The sequence below is a fragment of the Streptomyces sp. NPDC059010 genome, assembly GCF_042740355.1.
Classification (GTDB): domain Bacteria; phylum Actinomycetota; class Actinomycetes; order Streptomycetales; family Streptomycetaceae; genus Streptomyces.
In genome coordinates, this window is the sequence record NZ_JBHYJA010000030.1 from 1 (window position 1) to 18,565 (window position 18,565).

An 18,565-nucleotide genomic window follows, 5' to 3' on the forward strand; every position below is an offset into this window, starting at 1 on the left:
TCTCAGGGGCGGGTGGTCACCCCCCCCCCGCGGGGGGGGTGTGGGGCGCCGCGGTGCCGGGGCCGCGGGGGGGGCCCGGGGGGCTGCCCCCCCCGCCTGCGAGACAGGACTTGAGCGCCGTTATTTCGTCGGCTTCTTACCGGTCACGCCCAGATGCACCAACAGCGCCAGGTTCGGCTTGAGTTCGGCCTGCTTGACGCCCCACGTCTGGAAACCCTTCTGGTGCGAGGCCACCGCCGCGAGCATCGCGACGATCGAACCCGCGACCGCAGCCGGGTTGACGTCCTTGTCGACCTTGCCCTTGGCCTGCAGCTGAGTGACGGCTTCCGCAAGGGAGTTGTTGACGGAGTTCAGGATCTTCATACGGATCTTGTAGAACCGTTTGTCGCCCTCGGACGCGCCCAGGTCGACCACCCTGAGGATCGCGTCGTTGCGGCGCCAGAAGTCCAGGAACCCGTCGACGAGTTCCTGCGCGGTCTGCCAGCCCGCCTTGCCGACCCAGCTGCGGCCTTCCACGAGCTCGGTCAACCCGGCGCCCTCGGTGGCCATTTGCTCGGCGATCTCCAGGACGGCGCCCTCGACGTCCGGGAAGTACTGGTAGAAGGTCGCGGGTGAAGTCCCCGCCTTCCGGGCGACATCGATGACTTTGACGTCCCGGTAAGGGGAAGAGCTGAGCATCTCGCTGAGGCAGTCGAGCAGCTTCTGCCGGGTCGCCTGCCCACGCCGACCGGCCACGCGGCCGTCGACGGTACGCACTTGTCCTGTCATGCCGTCAGCTTACCGAGGCGTGATCGGGGCGCGATTCGGCCGACTGCAAATGGGGTGCACGGGGAGCGCGAGGCTGGTGTGCCTGGTCTGCGGGTTGCGTGAGACGCCGTTACTTTGGCGGCATGGCCGAAAACAGGGCATCCGGGAACGGAACGGGATACGCGGAGGGCGTTCCGTGCTGGGTGGACGCGCAGCTTCCCGACGTGGAGGCGGGCAAGCGGTTCTACGGCGAGCTCTTCGGGTGGGACTTCGAGGAGGCGTACGACTCCACCGTTTGGGCCCGGCTGGACGGTGATCGCGTCGCCGCGCTCGCCCGTAAGGCGGACGGACGGCTGCCGTCCGTGTGGACGGTGTACTTCGCCACCCCGGACGCCGAGGCGCTGGGGCGGCGGATCCGCGAGGCCGGCGGGCAGGTGGTGATCCCGCCCGTGCGGATCGGGGAAGGGCTGGGCGCCGCCGCGCTGGTCACCGACCCCGAGGGCGCCGTCTTCGCACTCTGGCAGGGGGACGGCCACCCGGGCTTCGGCCGGCGGCACGAGACCGGCACCTTCGCCTGGGTGCAGCTCTACGCCCGGGACACCGAGGTCGCCAACCAGTTCTACGGCACCCTCTTCCAGGACGCCCTGTTCGGGCCGGACGCCAAGCCCGACTTCGGCCGCTCGCCCGTCTCCGAGGTCTTCTCGGAGATGATGCCGCCCCATTTCGTCGTCCACTTCCGGGTGGCGTCCTGCACCGAGGCCCTCGGCACGGTGACCCGGCTCGGCGGGCGCGTGCAGGTGCCGCCCTTCGAAACGTCGTACGGCACGGTCGCCGTGGTCATCGACAATCAGGGGGCGTCGTTCGCCGTTCTGGAGCGCTGAGCGCACTCTTACCGCCGTCTTACCTCCGGTGGTTCAGGCGCCTTCCTCCAGTGGTTGTGCCGTCCCACTATGCGAACCGTCGCTATCCGTGGGCGTCGGAGTGTGGTTTTGTCCCAAGACACCCCGTTCCGCCCTCGGGTTCGCAACCACGCCCTCGGACAGGAAGAATCGGGGTGCGTGCCGCCAAGGCGGTGCGGTGGTGAGACGCTGCACGGGGTCGCGTACATATGCGGGTGACGGGGCCCGTACGGGGAGGTGGCAGGCAGAGTGGTGGATCAGCTGACGCAGCACGATCCGCGCAGGATCGGGCCGTTCGAGGTGCTCGGACGGCTGGGTGCCGGCGGCATGGGGCTGGTCTATCTCGCGCGCTCGGCTTCGGGCCGTCGCGTGGCGATCAAGACGGTCCGTACGGAGCTCGCCGAGGACCAGCTGTTCCGCGTCCGCTTCACGCGTGAGGTGGAGGCGGCCCGCGCGGTCTCCGGCTTCTACACGGCGGCCGTCGTGGACGCCGACCCGCGTGCGGCCGTGCCGTGGCTGGCCACCGCGTACGTCCCGGCGCCCTCCCTCGAAGAGATAGTGAACGAGTGCGGGCCGCTCCCGGCCCAGGCGGTGCGCTGGCTGGCGGCGGGTGTGGCGGAGGCCCTCCAGTCCATCCACGGCGCGGGGCTCGTCCACCGTGACCTCAAGCCCTCCAATGTGCTCGTCGTCGAGGACGGCCCCCGCGTCATCGACTTCGGTATCGCGTCCGGCGTTTCGAACACCCGTTTGACGATGACCAACGTCGCGGTCGGCACGCCCGCCTACATGTCCCCGGAGCAGGCGAAGGACTCCCGCAGCGTGACCGGCGCGAGCGATGTCTTCTCGCTGGGCTCGATGCTGGTGTTCGCCGCCACCGGACACCCCCCGTTCCACGGCGCCAACCCGGTCGAGACCGTCTTCATGCTGCTGCGCGAGGGCCCGGACCTCGAAGGCCTCCCGGACGAGCTGCGCCCGCTCATCGAGTCCTGTATGCAGATGGAGGCCGCGGCCCGGCCCAATCCGGCCGACCTCCAGTCCCAGCTGGCCCCGCACCTCTTCGGCTCCGGCACCGACGACAGCGGTACGGCATCCGCGTGGCTGCCCGAGCGGGCGGTGAGCCTGATCGAGTCGCGGCGCGGCGGCCGCCCGGCGGCGAAGCCCTCGTCGTCCTCCGGCCGCAGCGGGGGCCGTATCGCCGCCCCCGGCCCCGTCCCGCCCCCGCCCTCGCACGACCCGGTGGTCCCGTCCGCGCCCGTCCCGGTCGGCGCCCCCGACACCGGCCCCGTCCGCCTGGCCGGCGCCGCGGTCCCGATCGGCCCCGGCCCCCGGGTCTCCGACGCCCGCGCCGCCGCCATGCAGGCGCCGCCGCCCGAGGCCGGCCTCGTCGCCTCCTGGTCCAAGCCCCGCCCCGGCGTCAACGGCGCCGACCCCGCCGTGGGCCCTGCCGTACCGGCCGTGCCGCCCGCGCCCCCGGAGCCGGCGGCCGGCTGGCGGCCCTGGCGTTTCCGCATGTCGAACGACGTATGGGGCACCCCGTCCGTCGCCGACGACCTCGTCTACGTCACCTCCTTCGAGGTGCACGCCCTGGACGTGGCCACCGGCCGCCGTCGCTTCAAGACGCGGGACGTGGCCTGGTCGATGGCGGTCTCGGACGGCCGTATCCACGCCTCCGACGGCCCCACCCTGTTCGCGTTGGACTGCCGCGAGGGCGCCGACCTCTGGCGGCTCCAGACGGACGCCTGGGTGTACTCCCTCAAGGCCGAGCGGGGCACGGTCGTCACCGGCACCCGCGGCGGCGGCGTCCAGGCCTGGGAGGCCTCGAACGGGCAGAAGCTGTGGGAGATCACCGGGGCGCAGACCGACTTCGAGTCCCCGGAGGCCGGACCGGCGCTGTTCGACGGCACCGTGTACGTCTGGCAGGACGCCCGGCTGCGCGCCCTGGACGCCCGCACGGGCGACGAGCGCTGGTCGTACCCCATCGGCGACGCGGCCTCCTGCGGGGGCGTGCCGGTGCGGGTGGCGCAGGCGCCGGACGGCTTCGTGTATGTCTCGGCGGGGACCCGCGTCCTCGCGCTGGACGTGGCCGGCGGGCATGTCCGCTGGCACTTCGAGGCGCCCGCGGTCTTCCTGTGCCCGCCGGCCTTCGTGCCGGGCCCCGCGGTGACCGGCGGCGGTGTGTACCTCGCCGACTACCTCGGCACGGTGTACGCCCTGGACGCCACCGACGGCCGCGACCGCTGGCGCATCGCCACCGAGTCCCGGTCCTCGATCGAGCCGGTGCTGGTGGCCGGGGGCCATGTGCACGTCGGCAGCGGCAAGGGCCTGTACACGCTGGACGCGGTCACCGGGACGCCGAAGTGGCGCTTCCAGGCGGGCGGCGACGTCGTGGGCGCGCCCGCGGTCGCGGAGGGCCGGATCCACTTCGGCTCCACCGACCACCTGCTCTACACCCTGAAGGCCGACGACGGCCGCCTGCGCTGGAAACTCGCGACCGGCGGCGAGATCACCGGCTCCCCGGTGGTGAAGGACGGCGTCGTGTACGCGTGCAGCAAGGACCGCTGCGTGTACGCCCTGGACGCGGAGAAGGGCACGGGTACGGCCCGTGGCGCGTAGTCAAGGGGTGTGACGGCCGTCGTACCGGCGCACGGAAGGGAATCCGGACGGCGGCCGTCCCAGTAAGAGCGTCCGTCTTCACCGCTCTTACACGAGACGTTACGCCCGGTGAGCGATCCCCGCCATGCCGCCGCTGCTAGCCTGACGTGCTCACGATCAGAGCAACGGGTTCGCAGAAAATTCTCGGGGGTTGAACGACGTGAAGCTTCGCCATGTCCGCGCGGTGGCCGTGTCCGTCTGTGTGGTGGTCGCCCTGACCGGAGCACGCCGCTCGCACGGGGGCGGGTGCGACGACAGCTCGAACTCCAGCAGCTCGTCGAGCAGTTCCGGCGGCAGCACGCACTACGACGATGACGACGACTACGACTACGGCACCGGGTCGGGCTCCGGCGCTTCGGAGACGAGCGCGGCGCCGTCCGCGGAGGACACCGGGGACGTGAAGATCGAGGAGTGTAAGTACGACGCCGCGAAGGGGCTCGTCGCGCGGGTCCGCGCCACCAACAGCAGCGCGACCACGAAGTACTCCTACACCTTCACCGTCACCTTCAAGGACTCGGCCCGCAAGGTGCTGGACACCGCCACCTCCGGGATCCTGACCGTCGACCCCGGTGCCACCGAGACCACCGACGTCGTCGCCCGGCAGAGCGCCTCCGGCGGCAGCTGTGAGCTGGGCGAGCCGATGCGTATGGCCGACCGCTACTAGGTCACCGTGTTCTGAACGCGCTGCGGCGGGCGGCGAACAGCTCAGCCTGCCGCTCGCCGGACAGGTTCCCCAGCGCGATCAGATGCGGCGCCTGGGCGAACGCCCGGTCGAGGGCGGCCTCCCTGGCCGCCCACAGCGCCCGCACGGTTCCCTGCACGGCCTCCGCCGGATACCCGGCGATGACGGTCGCACAACTGACGGCGGCCTCCAGCGCCCCACCGGGCTCGGTGACTTCCGAGACCAGCCCGATCTCCAGGGCCCGCCGCGCCGACATCCTCTCCGCGCTCCCCATGAGCGCCGTCCGCGCGGCCTCCCCGTGCGGCATCCGCAGCGCCATGAGCATCGACTCGTAGGCGCTGACCATGCCGTAGGTGGTGTGCGGGTCGAAGAAGGACGCGGTCGGGTCGGCGACGAGGAAGTCCGCCTCGCCGAGCAGATAGAAGGCGCCCCCGCAGGCCATGCCCGTGACGGCGGCGACGACGGGTTTCCACAGGTCGTTGGATTTCGGCCCGACCCGGAGCAGCGGATCGTCCTGCATGTACGGCGAGCCGGGCTGCGGGACCACGGCCTCCCGGTCGAGGCCCGTGCAGAAGGCCCGCTGCCCCGCGCCGGTGAGCACGACGGCCCGTACGGTGTCGTCGAACCGCAACTCCCGCCAGACCGCGACGAGTTCGTCCCGCATCGTGAGGTCGATGGCGTTCAGGCGCTCGGGCCGGTCGAGGGTGACGACGGCGACGCCGGTGTCCTTGTCGGCGGTGACGGCGAGGCTCATGGGCGCTCCAGGACCCACCGGGGGAGCCCGGTGCCGCTGAAGACGGCCTGGACCTTGGCGCCGATGCGGATCCGGTCCGGCGGGAGGGAGTTGAGCGGCGCGTCCGGGCCGGTGACGAGGTTCCCGACCAGACGGATGCGGGGCGCGTCGGCGAGTTCGACGACCACGACGTTGTACGGCGCCTGGGCCGCGTACTCGGGCAGCAGGGGCGGGTGCGGGACGACGTAGGACCAGATCCGGCCGTGGCCGGACATCTCGCGCCACTCGCTCGCGAAGGACTGGCAGTGCGGGCAGCAGGGGCGGGGCGGGAAGCGGGGTTCGGCGCAGTCGGCGCAGGTCTGGACGCGCAGTTCGCCCTGGGCGGCGTACTCCCAGAAGGGAGCGCCGTCGGGGTCGGTGACGGGGGAGAGCATCGCTCGGTCAACTCCTCAGGAGCAGCGCGGAGGTGGGGACGCCTTCGCCGGCGGTGACGAGACAGGTGGCGGCGCCGGGGACCTGGGCGGTGCTGGTGCCCCGCAGCTGCCGTACGCCCTCGTTGATGAGGTTGAACCCGTGGACGTAGGCCTCGCTGAGTCCGCCGCCGCTGGTGTTGAGGGGCAGCCGCCCGCCGATCTCCAGGGCCCCGTGCTCGGTGAACGCCCCTCCCTCACCCCTCCCGCAGAACCCGTAGCCCTCCAGTGAGAGCGGTATGAGCGCCGTGAACGCGTCGTAGATCTGGGCGACGTCCACGTCCTGCGGGGTGAAGTCGGCGTGCTTCCACAGATGCCGGGCGGCGGTCCAGGCGGGGCCGGTGAGCGGGTCGTCGTTCCAGTAGTTGACCATGCCGTGGTGCTGGGCGGGCAGGCCCTGGGCGGCGGAGTGGACGTAGACGGGGGTGTGCCGGCAGTCCCGGGCGCGCTCGCGGCTGACGACGACGCAGGCCAACGCGCCGTCCGTCTCCAGGCAGTTGTCGAACAGGCAGAGGGGTTCGCTGATCCAGCGGGAGGTCATGTACATCTCGCGGGTCAGGGGCCGCTCGTACATGATCGCCTCCGGGTTCTGGTTGGCCCGGTTGCGGCAGGCGAGGGCGACGTTGAAGAGGTGGTCCCGGGTGGCGCCGTACTCGTGCATGTAGCGGCGGGTGAGCATGGCTATCTCGTCCGCGGGCCGGAGCAGGCCGAAGGGGCGGGTCCACTGCGCGGGGGTGGGGAGCTGGACGCCGGTGTTGGTCCACGGGCGGGGTCCGGAACCGCGCTTGCGTGACCGCCAGGCGACGCCGACCGTGGCCTGTCCGCTCGCTATGGCGGCCGCGAGATGGGCCACCGTGGCACACGAACCGCCGCCTCCGTACCCCACCTTGCTGAAGAAGGTGAGGTCGCCGAAGCCGACCGCCTTGGCCAGCTCGACCTCGTCGGTCTCCTCCATGGTGTAGGAGGCGAGGGCGTCGACCTCCGAGGGGGCGATCCCGGCGTCGTCGAGGGCGGCGAGGACGGCCCGGCAGGCGAGGGTCTTCTCGTCCTCGGGGAGGTGTTTGGCGAAGCGGGTCTGACCTGTGCCGACGATCGCTGTGGCGTCCTTGAGTCCGACCATGCGCACACCTCCACGCTGCTGAAGGGCTGCTGACAGGCCGTCAGGGTACAGCTAATCTGACGGGTAGTCAGCTGCGGCGTTGGGAGGCGTACTGTGCGCGGTGACTTGGAGTGGGGCAGCATTCCGCAACTCGTCCGCACCGCGGCCGAGCGGTACGCGGACGCCGAGGCGGTGGTGGAGGGCCGCACCCGGATCTCGTACGCCGAACTGGGCGCCCGCGTCGATCGTTCGGCGGCGGCCTGCCTGGCGAACGGAATCGAGCCGGGCGACCGGGTCGGCATCTGGGCGCCCAACTCGCTGGACTGGATGGTGGCGGCACTGGGCGCGGTGTCGGCGGGGGCGGTGCTGGTGCCGCTCAACACCCGCTTCAAGGGCGGGGAGGCGGCGGACGTGCTGCGCAGAAGCGGGGCGCGGCTGCTGTTCGTGACGGGCACCTTCCTGGGCACGTCGTATGTGGCGTCGCTGCGGCGGGCGGTCGCGGAGGGGCCGGGACTGCCGGACCTGGAGCAGGTGGTGGTGCTGTCGGACGACGCCCCCGCCGACTTCCGCACCTGGAAGGACTTCCTGGCGAGCGGCGACGGGGTGGCGCAGGCGGAGGTGCGGGCGCGCGCGGGGGCGGTGTCCGGCTCCTCGCCGTCGGACATCGTCTTCACGTCCGGCACGACGGGCCGCCCGAAGGGCGCGGTGATCACCCACGCGCAGACGCTCCGCGCCTACGAGGTGTGGAGCGACCTGGCGGGCCTGCGGCAGGGCGACCGGTATCTCATCGTGAACCCCTTCTTCCACACCTTCGGCTACAAGGCCGGGGTCATCGCCTGTCTGATGCGCGGCGCGACGATGATCCCCCAGCCGGTGTTCAACGTCGGCACGGCGCTGGCGAACATCGCGGCGGAACGCGTCTCGGTGCTGCCGGGCCCGCCGACCCTGCACCAGTCGCTGCTGGACCACCCGGCCCGGGACGGGCACGACCTCTCCGCGCTGCGGCTGGTGGTGACGGGCGCGGCGGTGGTGCCGCTGCGGCTGGTGGAACGCCTGCGTGGGGAACTGGGCGTGGAGACGGTCCTGACGGCGTACGGCCTCTCGGAGGCCAGCGGCATCGTGACGATGTGCCGGCGCGGCGACGACCCGTCGGTGATCGCGTCCACCTCGGGGCGGGCGATACCGGGGACGGAAGTGCGGGTGGAGGCGCCGGTCGGCGAGCCCGGCGAGGTCCTGGTCCGCGGCTTCAACGTCATGCGGGGGTACTACGAGGACGCGGCGGCCACCGCGGAGGTGCTGACGCCGGACGGCTGGCTGCGGACGGGGGACGTGGGCGTGCTCGACGACGCCGGCAACCTCCGTATCACCGACCGCATCAAGGACATGTTCATCGTCGGCGGCTTCAACGCGTACCCGGCGGAGATAGAGCAGATGCTCGGCCTCCATCCGGAGGTGGCGGACGTCGCGGTGATCGGCGTACCGGATCCACGGCTGGGCGAGGTCGGCAAGGCGTTCGTGGTGCGGCGGCCGGGGGCGGTGCTGACCGGGGACGACCTGATCGCGTGGGCCCGGCGGGAGATGGCGAACTACAAGGTGCCGCGGGTGGTGGAGTTCCTGGCGGAACTGCCGCGCAACGCGAGCGGGAAGGTGGTCAAGGGGGAGTTGCGGGGGAGCTGAGGGAGGAGGAGGCCGGGGGGATCGCTCGGGGTCACTCGTAGACCGGTCCTGCACCGGACCTAGACCGGCGCTCCGACCCGCTGTGGGCCGTGGCGTGGGCGCCTCGGCTGGGGCGGGACGAGGGCTGTCCGGGTGTCGGGGCGGGGGCGCCGGCCGGCCGGGGTCTCGGACATGATCATGGGAGGACGCACCAGAACAGGATGTCGATCCGGTCCAGGTTGGCCGGGTGGTCGAGCATGCTGGTCAGGAAGAAGCCGGTCAGGGCGGCCAGCCCCACCGTGCCGGTGGCCGACTTCGCGCGGGCCGCCCGGGCCGCGGAGGACCAGGCGATCACGGCTATGGCGGTGATGGCGAGGAGGCCGAGCGGGCCCGCCTCCACCAGCCAGTTGAGCCAGAGGTTGTGGGCGTGCACGAAGACCCGGTCGCCGGGCGCGGCGGCGGATATCGCGGCGCCGGAGCGGGCCAGTCCCACGCCGAGGGGGTTGTCGGCGGCCAGACCGAGCGCCGCCTCCCATGCCTGGCCGCGCACGCCCAGGGAGTTCCCGGCCCGGGAGACCGCCCAGATGGCGCCGGCCGCGGTGAGCAGGGCGAGTGTGCCCAGGGTGGCGAAGAGCCGGCGTTGCGCGCGGTCGGCGAGGCGGGGAGTCAGCCGGTAGGCGCCGGCGAGGACCAGGAGGCCGGCGGCGCCCGCGACGTATCCGGCGCGGGAGAAGGTGGTCAGCAGGGCGCCGTAGCCGATGACCACGAGCGTGACGACCGCCGTGCGTGCCGTGCGCTCGTCCACGCAGACGGCGGCGAGCAGCGCGAAGGGGAGCAGCAGGACCAGGAAGGCCGCCAGCAGGTTGGGGTTGGCGAAGGTGCCGGTGGCGCGGATCAGGATGTCGTCGGCGCCGCTCGTGCCGCAGGCGATGTCGGTGAGGAAGCCGGTGCGGCAGAAGCCGGTCGGGGTGTCGTTGGTGACCTGCGAGAAGGCGCTCGTGGCGGCCGCCGCGACCCCGGTCAGCGCGATGATGCCGATGGCCCGCCAGGAGTCGGGCTGGGTGCGGCGTACTCCGACGACGAGGTAGTAGCAGGCGATGACGGTGAGCAGGCCGCGCAGGGGCGCCGTGGGATGTCCGCCGGCGTAGGTCGCCATGCCCGCGGCAGCGATCAGCAGGGCGATCGGCGCGTCCAGCCGGGTGCGGAAGTCCCGCAGCCGCGCCCGCGCCCGGCCCCGCACGGGGACCACGAGGGCGAGCAGCCCGAGCAGCAGCGTGAGCCGCGTCGGGGTGAGGAGCCCGACGACCGGCTCGACCGGGTCGTCGGGGAGGAAGTCGGTGGCGGAGTCGAGCAGCACGACGACCACCGCACCCACCGGCACGAACTGAACGAACCTGACGAGCGCCGACGGCAGTCCGGGCCCCGCCGGCACGCTCTGGTCGGATGCCATGGCACCCGAGCCTGGCGGCCGGGTGCGACGCGTGGGTGTCGGGAGGGGGAACGGAGCGCACAGGGTGCGGGGACACGGCGTTGCGGCCGGGCCGGGGCCGCCACGGCGCGGGAACTCCGGCCGCCGGACACAGCTCGGCCGCGGCGGCTCCCCCTCCGCGCCGCCGCGGCCGATCCCCGTGGGATGAGGCTTGATCGGTCCCCCCAGGACCGAGGCCTGCTGCCGGTCCCCCCTGGACCGGGTCTTGCTACCGGTCCCCCCCAGGACCGGGTCTTGCTACCGGTCCCCCCGGACCGGGGCTTACTTCCGGTCCCCCCCGGACCGGGGCTTACTTCTTCGGCTTGAACGGCTCCGACGTCGCGTGGATGTCCTTGGTCTCCAAGGGCTCCCCGGTGGCGTGGATGTCGCCCTGCGTGGTGGCGCCGCCGTCCGCTGCCTTCTTGGTGTCGGCGGTCGCCGCCTGGGCGGGCTCGGACGTGGCGTGGATGTCCTGGGGCTTGACGGTCTGCTCGTCGCTCATGATGGTTCGCTCTCCAATGGGTCTTGTTCGTCCATGGGTTGGCGAGGCCCGCCCGGTCATTCCCCCGAGGACGACCGGGCGGGCCCGTCGGACCGTCACCCTAATCCGCTGGTGTGCGGCCCCTTTCCGCGACCCGTCTGCCCCCCGACGCGACGGATCGACTGTCTTGAGCATGGGGCCCGGCGATAAACGAATGATGAACGCCGCGGCAGCCCGCCTCAGGCGGCCCGGACGGGAGCCAGGAGCTCGCGGACGGCGACCGCTTCCGGCGAGCCCAACTCGTCGTAGATGGCGACGGCTTCCTCCCAGCAGACCCGGGCGCGCCCCGTGTGGCCGACGGCGGACAGGGCGCGGCCGAGCACGGTGAGGACGTTGCCGCGCCGCCACTCACCGCCGATGCCGCGCAGCACCGTCAGCGCCATCTCGGCGTTCGCCGCGGCCTGGGCGTAGCGCCGCGCGGCGATGTCGACCTCCGCCAGCCGGAACAGGGTCATGCCCTCCCACAGCCGCTGGCGGCTGTCGCGGAAGACCTCCACCGCTTCGAGCAGCCGGTCGGCCGCGGGCGCGAGCTGCCCGCTCTGGGTGAGGGCCATCCCCAGCGCGTAACGGCCGTTCGCGCCGCGCATGGAGTTGCCCATGGCGTCGTAGATCTCCATGCCCTCCCGGGCCAGCGAGACGGCGCTCTCGGTGCGGCCGGTCGCCAGATGGATCCGGGACAGGTTGCACAGGGCGCTGGCCTCGCCCGGGCGGTCGCCCAGCGTGCGGAAGTGCCGGATCGCGTGGGAGAGATGCTCCTCGCCGTCCGCGTTGCGCCCCTGGTAGAGGGCGATGACCCCGCGCGCGTTGCGGGCCCAGCAGACCGGCAGCAGGTCGTCGGCGCGGTGGGCGAGGCTGATGACCTGCTCGGCCTCCTGGTCGGCCATGTCGAAGCGGCCGCTGTCGAGGTGCGCGTGGGACAGGGTCATGAGCGCACGGGCCTCGACCTGCTCCACGCCGGCCTGCCGGGCGGCCTCCAGCAGGGTGCGCGCGGTGGCCTCGTACTCCTTGGAGTTGGCTCCCGACTCGGAGATGTCGACGGCGGCCCACAGCAGGTCGACGGCGCGCCGCAGCGCCTTCGGCCGGTCGGCGCACTGACGGGCGAACGGCAGCAGGCAGTTGGCCTCGGTGTAGAGCCAGTCCCGGGCGCCCTTGCGGTCGGCGAAGGTCAGCCCCGGATGGGTGGTGCCCGCCAGCTGGTCCACCAGCCGGTCGCCGGGCCGCTCGATCGCGTACACCGCGGCGGCCGTGGCCAGGTAGAAGTCCAGCAGGCGGGACATCGCGGCGGCCCGCTCACTGGGCGGCTGTTCGTCCCGCTCCGCGCAGGCACGCGCGTAGAGCCGGACCAGGTCGTGGTACCGGTACCGGCCGGGCGCCGCCGACTCCAGGAGGGAGGTGTCGACGAGGGACTCCAGCAGGTCCTCGGTGTCCTCCGGCGGCAGGTCCAGTACGGCGGCGGCAGCTGCCAGGGAGATGTCGGGGCCGTCCGCCAGCCCCAGCAGCCGGAACGCCCGTGCCTGGGCGGGCTCCAGGGCGCCGTAGCCGAGCTCGAAGGTCGCCTTCACCGCCAGGTCCCCGGCCTGGAGTTCGTCCAGACGGCGCCGCTCGTCGCCGAGCTTGGCGGCGAGCACCGACACCGTCCACGTACGGCGCGCCGCGAGGCGGGACGCCGCGATGCGGATCGCCAGCGGCAGGAAGCCGCAGGCCGCGACCACGTCCAGCGCGGCCTCCCGCTCGGAGGCCACCCGCTCCTCGCCCACGATCTTCGTGAACAGGGACAGCGCCTCGTCCGGGGACATCACGTCCAGGTCGACCAGATGGGCACCGGCCAGGTCCACCATCCGCACCCGGGACGTCACCAGCGCCGCGCACCCCTCCGTGCCCGGCAGCAACGGGCGTACCTGGGCGGCGTCCTTGGCGTTGTCCAGCAGGACCAGGACCCGGCGGCCGTCCAGCACCGAGCGGTACAGCGCCGCCCGCTCCTCCAGCGAGTCCGGGACCGCCGAGTCCGCGGTGCCCAGGGCACGCAGGAACGAGCCCAGCACCGTCTCCGGCTCCGCCGCCCGCGGGCCCGCGCCCTGAAGGTCGACGTAGAGCTGTCCGTCGGGGAAGGCCGAGCGCGACTGGTGGGCCACATGCACCGCGAGGGTCGTCTTGCCCACCCCGCCGATGCCCGCCAGCGCCGACACCGCCATCACCCGGCCCTCGGCCGAGGCCAGCACATCGCTCAGCTCGGAGACGAAGGCCGCCCGGCCCGTGAAGTCGGGGACGGTCGCCGGGAGTTGCGCCGGGCGCACCGGTGCCGCCACCGGCTCCGGTGCGGGCGACGACGGCTCCGCGAGGGCCGGGTCGGCCTGGAGGATCCGCTGCTGGAGCTCGCTCAGCCCGGGGCCCGGGTCCACGCCCAGTTCGTCCGCCAGCAGGCGCCGCGTGTCCGCGTACACCGCCAGCGCCTCCGCCTGCCGCCCGCTGCGGTACAGCGCGAGCATCAGCAGCTCCCGCAGCCGCTCCCGCAGGGGGTGCGCCGCGGTCAGCGCCGTCAGCTCCGAGACCGCCTCCGCGTGGCAGCCCTGCTCCAGGTCCATGTCGAGGCGGGATTCCAGGAGTTGCAGCCGCCACTCCTCCAGGCGGACCCGCTGCGCCTCCGCGTACGGCCCCGGGACCCCCGCCAGCACCTCCCCGTCCCACAGCGCCAGCGCCCGCCCCAGCAACTCCCGCGCATGGCACAGGTCCCCGGCGCTGCGCGCCTTCTCCGCCTGGGCGGCCAGGTCCTGCGCCGCCGCCAGGTCCAGCGCGCCGTCGGCCAGGCCGCGCACCGCGTAGCCGCCCGACTCGCTCACCAGGACCCCGGGGTCCAGCACCTTCCGCAGCCGGGACGCGTACGTCCGCAGCGCCGCCAGCGCCTGCGAGGGCGGCTCCTCGCCCCACAGGGCGTCGATCAGCTCGGCGGCCGTGGCCGTACGGCCCTCGCGCAGCAGCAGGGTCGCGAGCAGGGCGCGCTGCTGGGGGGAGCCGGTGGAGAGCTGCTCCTCGCCCCGCCAGGCGCGTACCGGGCCCAGCACGCCGAAGCGCAGCGTCGCCGCCGGCTCCGCCGCGTCCGTCGCGGACCCGGGACGCCTCTGCTCCGGCACTCGCGGTACCCCGTCCATCGCCGTCCCCCTAGGCCCTCTCGTTCGGATCATCCGGGCGTCGCGGGCCCTGGCACGCGCTCCTCCAGCGGGGGACCCCCATCGCATCGCCGCCCTCCTCCGCCTTGCAGCTGCGCACCATGCCCCGCTCGGGTCGGCCGGGAGTCGATCCTCACGGCCGAGCTGATCCGAACGACAGGGCCCGGACCCGTTTACATGCCCGCCAGTCTGCCTTGTTCCGGCAGATGCGTCAGCTGTGGAGGGGTCGATCACAGGCAGGCGCGCGGGATATCACAAGGCCCTCACCCGGTCTCCGCACGATGACGTCCCCGAACGCGTAGCTGACGGACCGTCAGATCGGCGCTACCGTGACGGACATGGACACCGAGACCGCGTTTCCCCTGATCATCTCCGTCGACGACCACACCGTGGAACCGCCCACCGTGTGGCAGGACCGGCTGCCGAAGAGGTACCTCGACACGGGTCCGCGCACCGTCCGCGCGCCCCTGAAGGAAATGACCTTCCTGGGCGGCCGGTTCAAGCCGGTCATGGGCCGGCCGGGCGACGACGGCCCGCTCGGCGACTGGTGGGTCTACGAGGACCTGCACCGGCCCCTCACCCGTCTCGACACCGCCGTCGGCTACAGCAGGGACGAGATCAAGCTCGAAGTCATCACGTACGAGCAGATGCGCCCGGGTTCGTACGACGTGCCCGCCCGCCTCGCCGACATGGACGTCAACCACGTCCAGTCCGCGCTCTGCTTCCCGACCTTCCCCCGCTTCTGCGGCCAGACCTTCACCGAGGCCGAGGACCATGAGCTGGGCCTGCTGTGCGTCCAGGCCTACAACGACTGGATGGTGGAGGAGTGGTGCGGGCCCGCCGCCCAGGGGCGGCTCATCCCCCTCACCCTGATCCCGCTGTGGGACGCCGAGCTGGCCGCCGCCGAGGTCCGCCGCAACGCCGCACGCGGTGTGCGTGCCGTCGCCTTCTCCGAGATACCCCCGCACCTCGGGCTCCCGTCCGTCCACACCGACGCCTGGGACCCCTTCCTCGCCGCCTGCGACGAGACCGGCACCGTGGTCGCCATGCACATCGGCTCGTCCAGCCGGATGCCCTCCACCTCCGCCGACGCCCCGCCCGCCGTCGGCTCCACCATCACCTTCGCCAACTGCTGCTTCTCGATGGTCGACTGGCTGATGAGCGGCAAGTTCGAGCGCTTCCCCAACCTGAAGATCATGTACGCGGAGGGCCAGATCGGCTGGATCCCGTACATCCTGGAGCGCGCCGACGTCGTGTGGGAGGAGAACCGGGGCTGGGGCGGGGTCGCCGACAAGGTGCACCGGCCGCCGTCCGAGCTGTTCGCCGACCATGTATACGGTTGCTTCTTCGACGACGCCTTCGGGCTCAGGAACCTGGACTCGATCGGCCTCGGGAACGTCCTCTACGAGACTGACTACCCCCACTCCGACTCCACCTGGCCGAAGTCCCGCGAGGTCGGCGAGGCGCAGATGGGGCACCTGGACCCCGACGTCGTCGAGCGGATCGTGCGCGGCAACGCGATCGAGCTGCTGGGGCTGACCCCGGACGGCCGCTGGGACGGGACGCGGTGAGCCCGTCGTAACGGATCCGGCCACGGTAATCGATTCGCAATCAAAAACGGCCGAATGGAACCCCGACCCCGTAGACGTCATCTTCCCCTCCGAGGTCCGAAGGTCTCGTACCTCGCATTACGGACAAAACACTACGGGGTCGGGGCAGTCATGGCTCTCCAGCACGCGCAGGTCACCGTCGTCGTCATCGGCTACGACGACGCCGCCCATGTCGCGGACGCGGTGCGCTCGGCGCTCGCGCAGGGGCCGGCCGTCCGTGAGGTGATCGCGGTCGACGACTGCTCGTCGGACGGCAGCGTGCAGTTGCTGGAAGGGATGGCCGCCGAGGAATCCCGCCTCAAGGTGATCCGGCGCCCGACCAACAGCGGCGGCTGCGGCACCCCGCGCAACGACGGGCTGAACGCGGCGACCTCGCCCTATGTGATGTTCCTGGACAGCGACGACGTACTGCCGCTGGGCGCCGTCGAAGCGCTGCTGGAGGCGGCCGCGCGCCACGACTCGCCGGTCGCGGCCGGGCTGTGCCTGCGCAAGGAGCTGCCGTCCGGGCGCGAGACCCCCTGGCAGCACGAGCTGTACAGCCAGCGCGCGCTGGTCGCCCACCCCGACCAGCGGGTCCGCCTGGTGCGCGACACGCTCTGCGTCAACAAGCTCTACCGCACCGACTTCCTGCGCGACCACGGCATCGGCTTCCCCGAGGGCCGCTTCCCCTACGAGGACTTCGTCTTCACCGCGCGCGTCCTGGCCGCCGTACCGAGCATCGCGCTGACCCCGGAGCCGGTGTACATCTGGCACGTGCGCCGGTCGGCGGCCCGGCTGTCCATCTCCCTCGACCGCGCGAACATCGCCAACTGGCGCGCCCGGATCGACGCCGACCAGCTGTCGTACGACATCCTGCTCGGCGCCGGGGAGAAGCGGCTGGCACAGGCGACGCGGGCCCGCTTCCTCGACCACTCGCTGCGCATGTACGCGCGCGAGCTGCATCTGCGCGGCGCCGAGTACCGGCGCGAGTGGTGGACCGTCACCCGCGCGTACCTCACCTCCTTCGACGAGGGCGACTTCGCGTCGGCGCCCGCGCCGGGCCGGGTCGTCGCCCGGGTGATCCTCGCCTCCGAGGAGCCCTGCGACCTGGACCGGCTCAAGGAGTTCGCGGCCCGCCCGGCCCGGCTGAACCCGCCGTACGCGCGCGCGGAAGACGGCACCCCGATCTGGTCGGCCGAGCTGCCCCAGGTCGAGCTGGACCACCTCCGGGTCCGCCCGGCGCACCTGCTGCCCGCCGCCGTCGACGCCGAACTGCGCCCCCGCGCGTTCGGGACGAAGCTCCGGCTGCGCCTGCACGAGATGTACGGGCGGATGGCGGAGACGGGACCGGAGGCCGTCGAGACCGAGTTCGTGGAGCGGGACGACGGCCGGGTGGGGTTCTCCGGCACGGTGCGCCTCACGGCCGACCCGGGCGCCGACACCTGGTCGGCCGAGTGCCCGCTCGACCTGGCGGCTCTGGGCCGCGGCACCTGGGACCTCAAGCTCCGGCTGCGCTTCCAGGACGGCACCCACCGCGAGATCACCGCCCACGCGGCCACGGGCGCCAGGCTGCTGAGCCGGTGCGCCCTGCCGAGCCTGCGGCACGCCGTGCTGCTGGTGCAGCCGTACGCCACCCACTCGGGGGCGCTGGCGGTGCGGCTCGCGCCCGGTCTGAGCGGGGTGACGGACGTCGTACGCCGTCGCCTCAAGCGCTTCTTCCGCTGACCTGGCTTCGCTGCCATACGGCTTCGCTGACATGCGGCTTCGCCGATACCCGACCCGTTCTACGAAAGGCTGTACATGACCTGGCTGATCACCGGTGGCGCCGGCTACATCGGGGCGCACGTCGTGCGCGCGATGCTCGACGCGGGCGAACGAGCCGTCGTCTACGACGACTTGTCCACGGGGATCGCCGAACGGGTCCCCGACGGTGTACCGCTGGTCGTCGGCTCCACGCTGGACGGTGAGCAGCTCGGGCGCGCGATCCGGGACCACGGCATCACCGGCGTCGTCCACCTCGCGGCGAAGAAGCAGGTCGGCGAGTCCGTCGAACAGCCGCTGCACTACTACCGGGAGAACGTCGAGGGCCTGCGCACCCTGCTGTCCGCGGTCACCGAGGCCGGGGTCGCGTCGTTCGTGTTCTCGTCCTCGGCCGCCGTCTACGGCATGCCGGACGTCGATCTCGTCACCGAGGAGACGCCGTGCGAGCCGATGAGCCCGTACGGCGAGACCAAGCTCGCCGGAGAGTGGCTGGTCCGGGCCACCGGCCGGGCCACCGGGCTGTCGACGGCCTCGCTGCGCTACTTCAACGTGGCCGGCGCGGCGAGCCCCGAACTGGCCGACACCGGCGTCTTCAACCTCGTCCCCATGGTGTTCGAGAAGCTCACCGAGGGCGCCGCACCGCGGATCTTCGGCGCCGACTACCCGACCCCCGACGGGACCTGCGTCCGTGACTACATCCACGTCGTCGACCTGGCGGAGGCCCATGTGGCGACCGCACGGCGGCTGAGCGCGGCACCGGGCACGGACCTCACGCTCAACATCGGGCGCGGCGAGGGCGTCTCCGTGCGCGAGATGATCGACCGGATCAACACGCTCACCGGCCACACGCTGCCCCCCGAGGTCATGGACCGGCGTCCGGGCGACCCCGCCAGGGTCGTCGCCTCGGCCGACCGCGTCGCCACGGAGCTGGGCTGGAAGGCGCGGCACGGCGTGGACGACATGATCGCGTCGGCCTGGGCGGGCTGGACGGCGAACCACCCCGCCTGAGACTCCGAAGACCCCGTGGGGGGTGGGGGGGCGGGGGCCCCCCCCCCCCCCCCAGACGCAAATATAGACGACATCAACCCCCAAACCCGCGACCCC

Annotated in this window: 14 protein-coding genes; 7 read left to right on the plus strand and 7 right to left on the minus strand. The window is 72.5% G+C overall.

Annotated elements, in window-relative coordinates; all coding sequences use genetic code 11:
- Positions 1-120 precede the first annotated feature (120 nt).
- Positions 121-756 carry a TetR family transcriptional regulator gene (locus tag ACFWYS_RS29005; protein WP_190071649.1) on the minus strand — a complete coding sequence of 212 codons (636 nt, stop codon included), beginning with the start codon at positions 754-756 and terminating at the stop codon, positions 121-123.
- A 134-nt stretch (positions 757-890) separates the two neighbouring features.
- On the opposite strand from ACFWYS_RS29005, the gene ACFWYS_RS29010 reads away from it, so the two are divergent.
- From ACFWYS_RS29010 to ACFWYS_RS29020, 3 genes are all read left to right on the plus strand, one after another.
- Complete coding sequence (locus ACFWYS_RS29010; RefSeq protein ID WP_384775087.1) at positions 891-1,628, plus strand: VOC family protein; 738 nt, start codon at positions 891-893, stop codon at positions 1,626-1,628.
- Between the two features lie 267 nt (positions 1,629-1,895).
- A complete protein-coding gene (locus ACFWYS_RS29015) occupies positions 1,896-4,259 on the plus strand; it encodes a PQQ-binding-like beta-propeller repeat protein (RefSeq protein WP_384775090.1) in 2,364 nt (787 codons plus the stop codon).
- A gap of 190 nt (positions 4,260-4,449) precedes the next feature.
- Positions 4,450-4,962, plus strand: coding sequence for a hypothetical protein (locus ACFWYS_RS29020; RefSeq protein WP_384775093.1), 513 nt, complete (start codon positions 4,450-4,452; stop codon positions 4,960-4,962).
- A 1-nt stretch (position 4,963) separates the two neighbouring features.
- On the opposite strand, the gene ACFWYS_RS29025 is transcribed toward ACFWYS_RS29020, so the two are convergent.
- Genes ACFWYS_RS29025 through ACFWYS_RS29035 form a run of 3 tightly spaced genes read right to left on the minus strand, consistent with a single transcriptional unit; the run spans position 4,964 to position 7,303 of the window.
- Positions 4,964-5,734 (minus strand): enoyl-CoA hydratase/isomerase family protein, encoded by a 771-nt coding sequence (locus tag ACFWYS_RS29025; protein ID WP_384775096.1) that lies wholly within the window; start codon positions 5,732-5,734, stop codon positions 4,964-4,966.
- Positions 5,731-6,147, minus strand: a complete 417-nt coding sequence (locus ACFWYS_RS29030) for a Zn-ribbon domain-containing OB-fold protein (protein WP_384775099.1) — start codon at positions 6,145-6,147, stop codon at positions 5,731-5,733. Before ACFWYS_RS29030 ends, ACFWYS_RS29025 begins: the two co-directional genes overlap by 4 nt.
- Positions 6,148-6,154: 7 nt before the next feature.
- Positions 6,155-7,303, minus strand: coding sequence for a lipid-transfer protein (locus tag ACFWYS_RS29035; RefSeq protein ID WP_384775102.1), 1,149 nt, complete (start codon positions 7,301-7,303; stop codon positions 6,155-6,157).
- A 93-nt stretch (positions 7,304-7,396) separates the two neighbouring features.
- On the opposite strand from ACFWYS_RS29035, the gene ACFWYS_RS29040 reads away from it, so the two are divergent.
- Entirely contained in the window at positions 7,397-8,959 is a 1,563-nt protein-coding gene (locus tag ACFWYS_RS29040; protein WP_384775105.1) for a FadD3 family acyl-CoA ligase, read from the plus strand.
- Between the two features lie 175 nt (positions 8,960-9,134).
- On the opposite strand, the gene ACFWYS_RS29045 is transcribed toward ACFWYS_RS29040, so the two are convergent.
- From ACFWYS_RS29045 to ACFWYS_RS29055, 3 genes are all read right to left on the minus strand, one after another.
- The gene (locus tag ACFWYS_RS29045) at positions 9,135-10,388 is read right to left on the minus strand and encodes an O-antigen ligase family protein (protein ID WP_384775108.1); all 1,254 of its coding nucleotides are present in this window, start codon (positions 10,386-10,388) and stop codon (positions 9,135-9,137) included.
- A 328-nt stretch (positions 10,389-10,716) separates the two neighbouring features.
- Complete coding sequence (locus ACFWYS_RS29050; protein ID WP_384775111.1) at positions 10,717-10,908, minus strand: hypothetical protein; 192 nt, start codon at positions 10,906-10,908, stop codon at positions 10,717-10,719.
- Positions 10,909-11,126: 218 nt separating this feature from the next.
- Positions 11,127-14,093, minus strand: coding sequence for a BTAD domain-containing putative transcriptional regulator (locus tag ACFWYS_RS29055; RefSeq protein ID WP_384775114.1), 2,967 nt, complete (start codon positions 14,091-14,093; stop codon positions 11,127-11,129).
- 356 nt (positions 14,094-14,449) lie between these two features.
- Between ACFWYS_RS29055 and ACFWYS_RS29060 the strand changes: the two genes are divergently transcribed.
- The 3 genes from ACFWYS_RS29060 (at position 14,450) to galE (ending at position 18,469) form a co-directional block, all read left to right on the plus strand.
- Complete coding sequence (locus ACFWYS_RS29060; protein ID WP_384775117.1) at positions 14,450-15,682, plus strand: amidohydrolase family protein; 1,233 nt, start codon at positions 14,450-14,452, stop codon at positions 15,680-15,682.
- Between the two features lie 150 nt (positions 15,683-15,832).
- Positions 15,833-17,425 carry a glycosyltransferase gene (locus tag ACFWYS_RS29065; RefSeq protein WP_384775119.1) on the plus strand — a complete coding sequence of 531 codons (1,593 nt, stop codon included), beginning with the start codon at positions 15,833-15,835 and terminating at the stop codon, positions 17,423-17,425.
- A 75-nt stretch (positions 17,426-17,500) separates the two neighbouring features.
- Positions 17,501-18,469, plus strand: coding sequence for a UDP-glucose 4-epimerase GalE (gene galE / locus ACFWYS_RS29070; protein ID WP_384775122.1), 969 nt, complete (start codon positions 17,501-17,503; stop codon positions 18,467-18,469).
- Positions 18,470-18,565 lie beyond the last annotated feature (96 nt).

What these genes read in the sequence shown, in the direction of transcription:
- ACFWYS_RS29025 (WP_384775096.1), bottom strand. Translation starts at nt 5,734, where the DNA reads ATGAGCCTCGCCGTCACCGCCGACAAGGACACCGGCGTCGCCGTCGTC.
- galE (WP_384775122.1), top strand. Translation starts at nt 17,501, where the DNA reads ATGACCTGGCTGATCACCGGTGGCGCCGGCTACATCGGGGCGCACGTC.
- ACFWYS_RS29050 (WP_384775111.1), bottom strand. Translation starts at nt 10,908, where the DNA reads ATGAGCGACGAGCAGACCGTCAAGCCCCAGGACATCCACGCCACGTCC.
- ACFWYS_RS29045 (WP_384775108.1), bottom strand. Translation starts at nt 10,388, where the DNA reads ATGGCATCCGACCAGAGCGTGCCGGCGGGGCCCGGACTGCCGTCGGCG.
- ACFWYS_RS29065 (WP_384775119.1), top strand. Translation starts at nt 15,833, where the DNA reads ATGGCTCTCCAGCACGCGCAGGTCACCGTCGTCGTCATCGGCTACGAC.
- ACFWYS_RS29055 (WP_384775114.1), bottom strand. Translation starts at nt 14,093, where the DNA reads ATGGACGGGGTACCGCGAGTGCCGGAGCAGAGGCGTCCCGGGTCCGCG.
- ACFWYS_RS29010 (WP_384775087.1), top strand. Translation starts at nt 891, where the DNA reads ATGGCCGAAAACAGGGCATCCGGGAACGGAACGGGATACGCGGAGGGC.
- ACFWYS_RS29035 (WP_384775102.1), bottom strand. Translation starts at nt 7,303, where the DNA reads ATGGTCGGACTCAAGGACGCCACAGCGATCGTCGGCACAGGTCAGACC.
- ACFWYS_RS29060 (WP_384775117.1), top strand. Translation starts at nt 14,450, where the DNA reads ATGGACACCGAGACCGCGTTTCCCCTGATCATCTCCGTCGACGACCAC.
- ACFWYS_RS29030 (WP_384775099.1), bottom strand. Translation starts at nt 6,147, where the DNA reads ATGCTCTCCCCCGTCACCGACCCCGACGGCGCTCCCTTCTGGGAGTAC.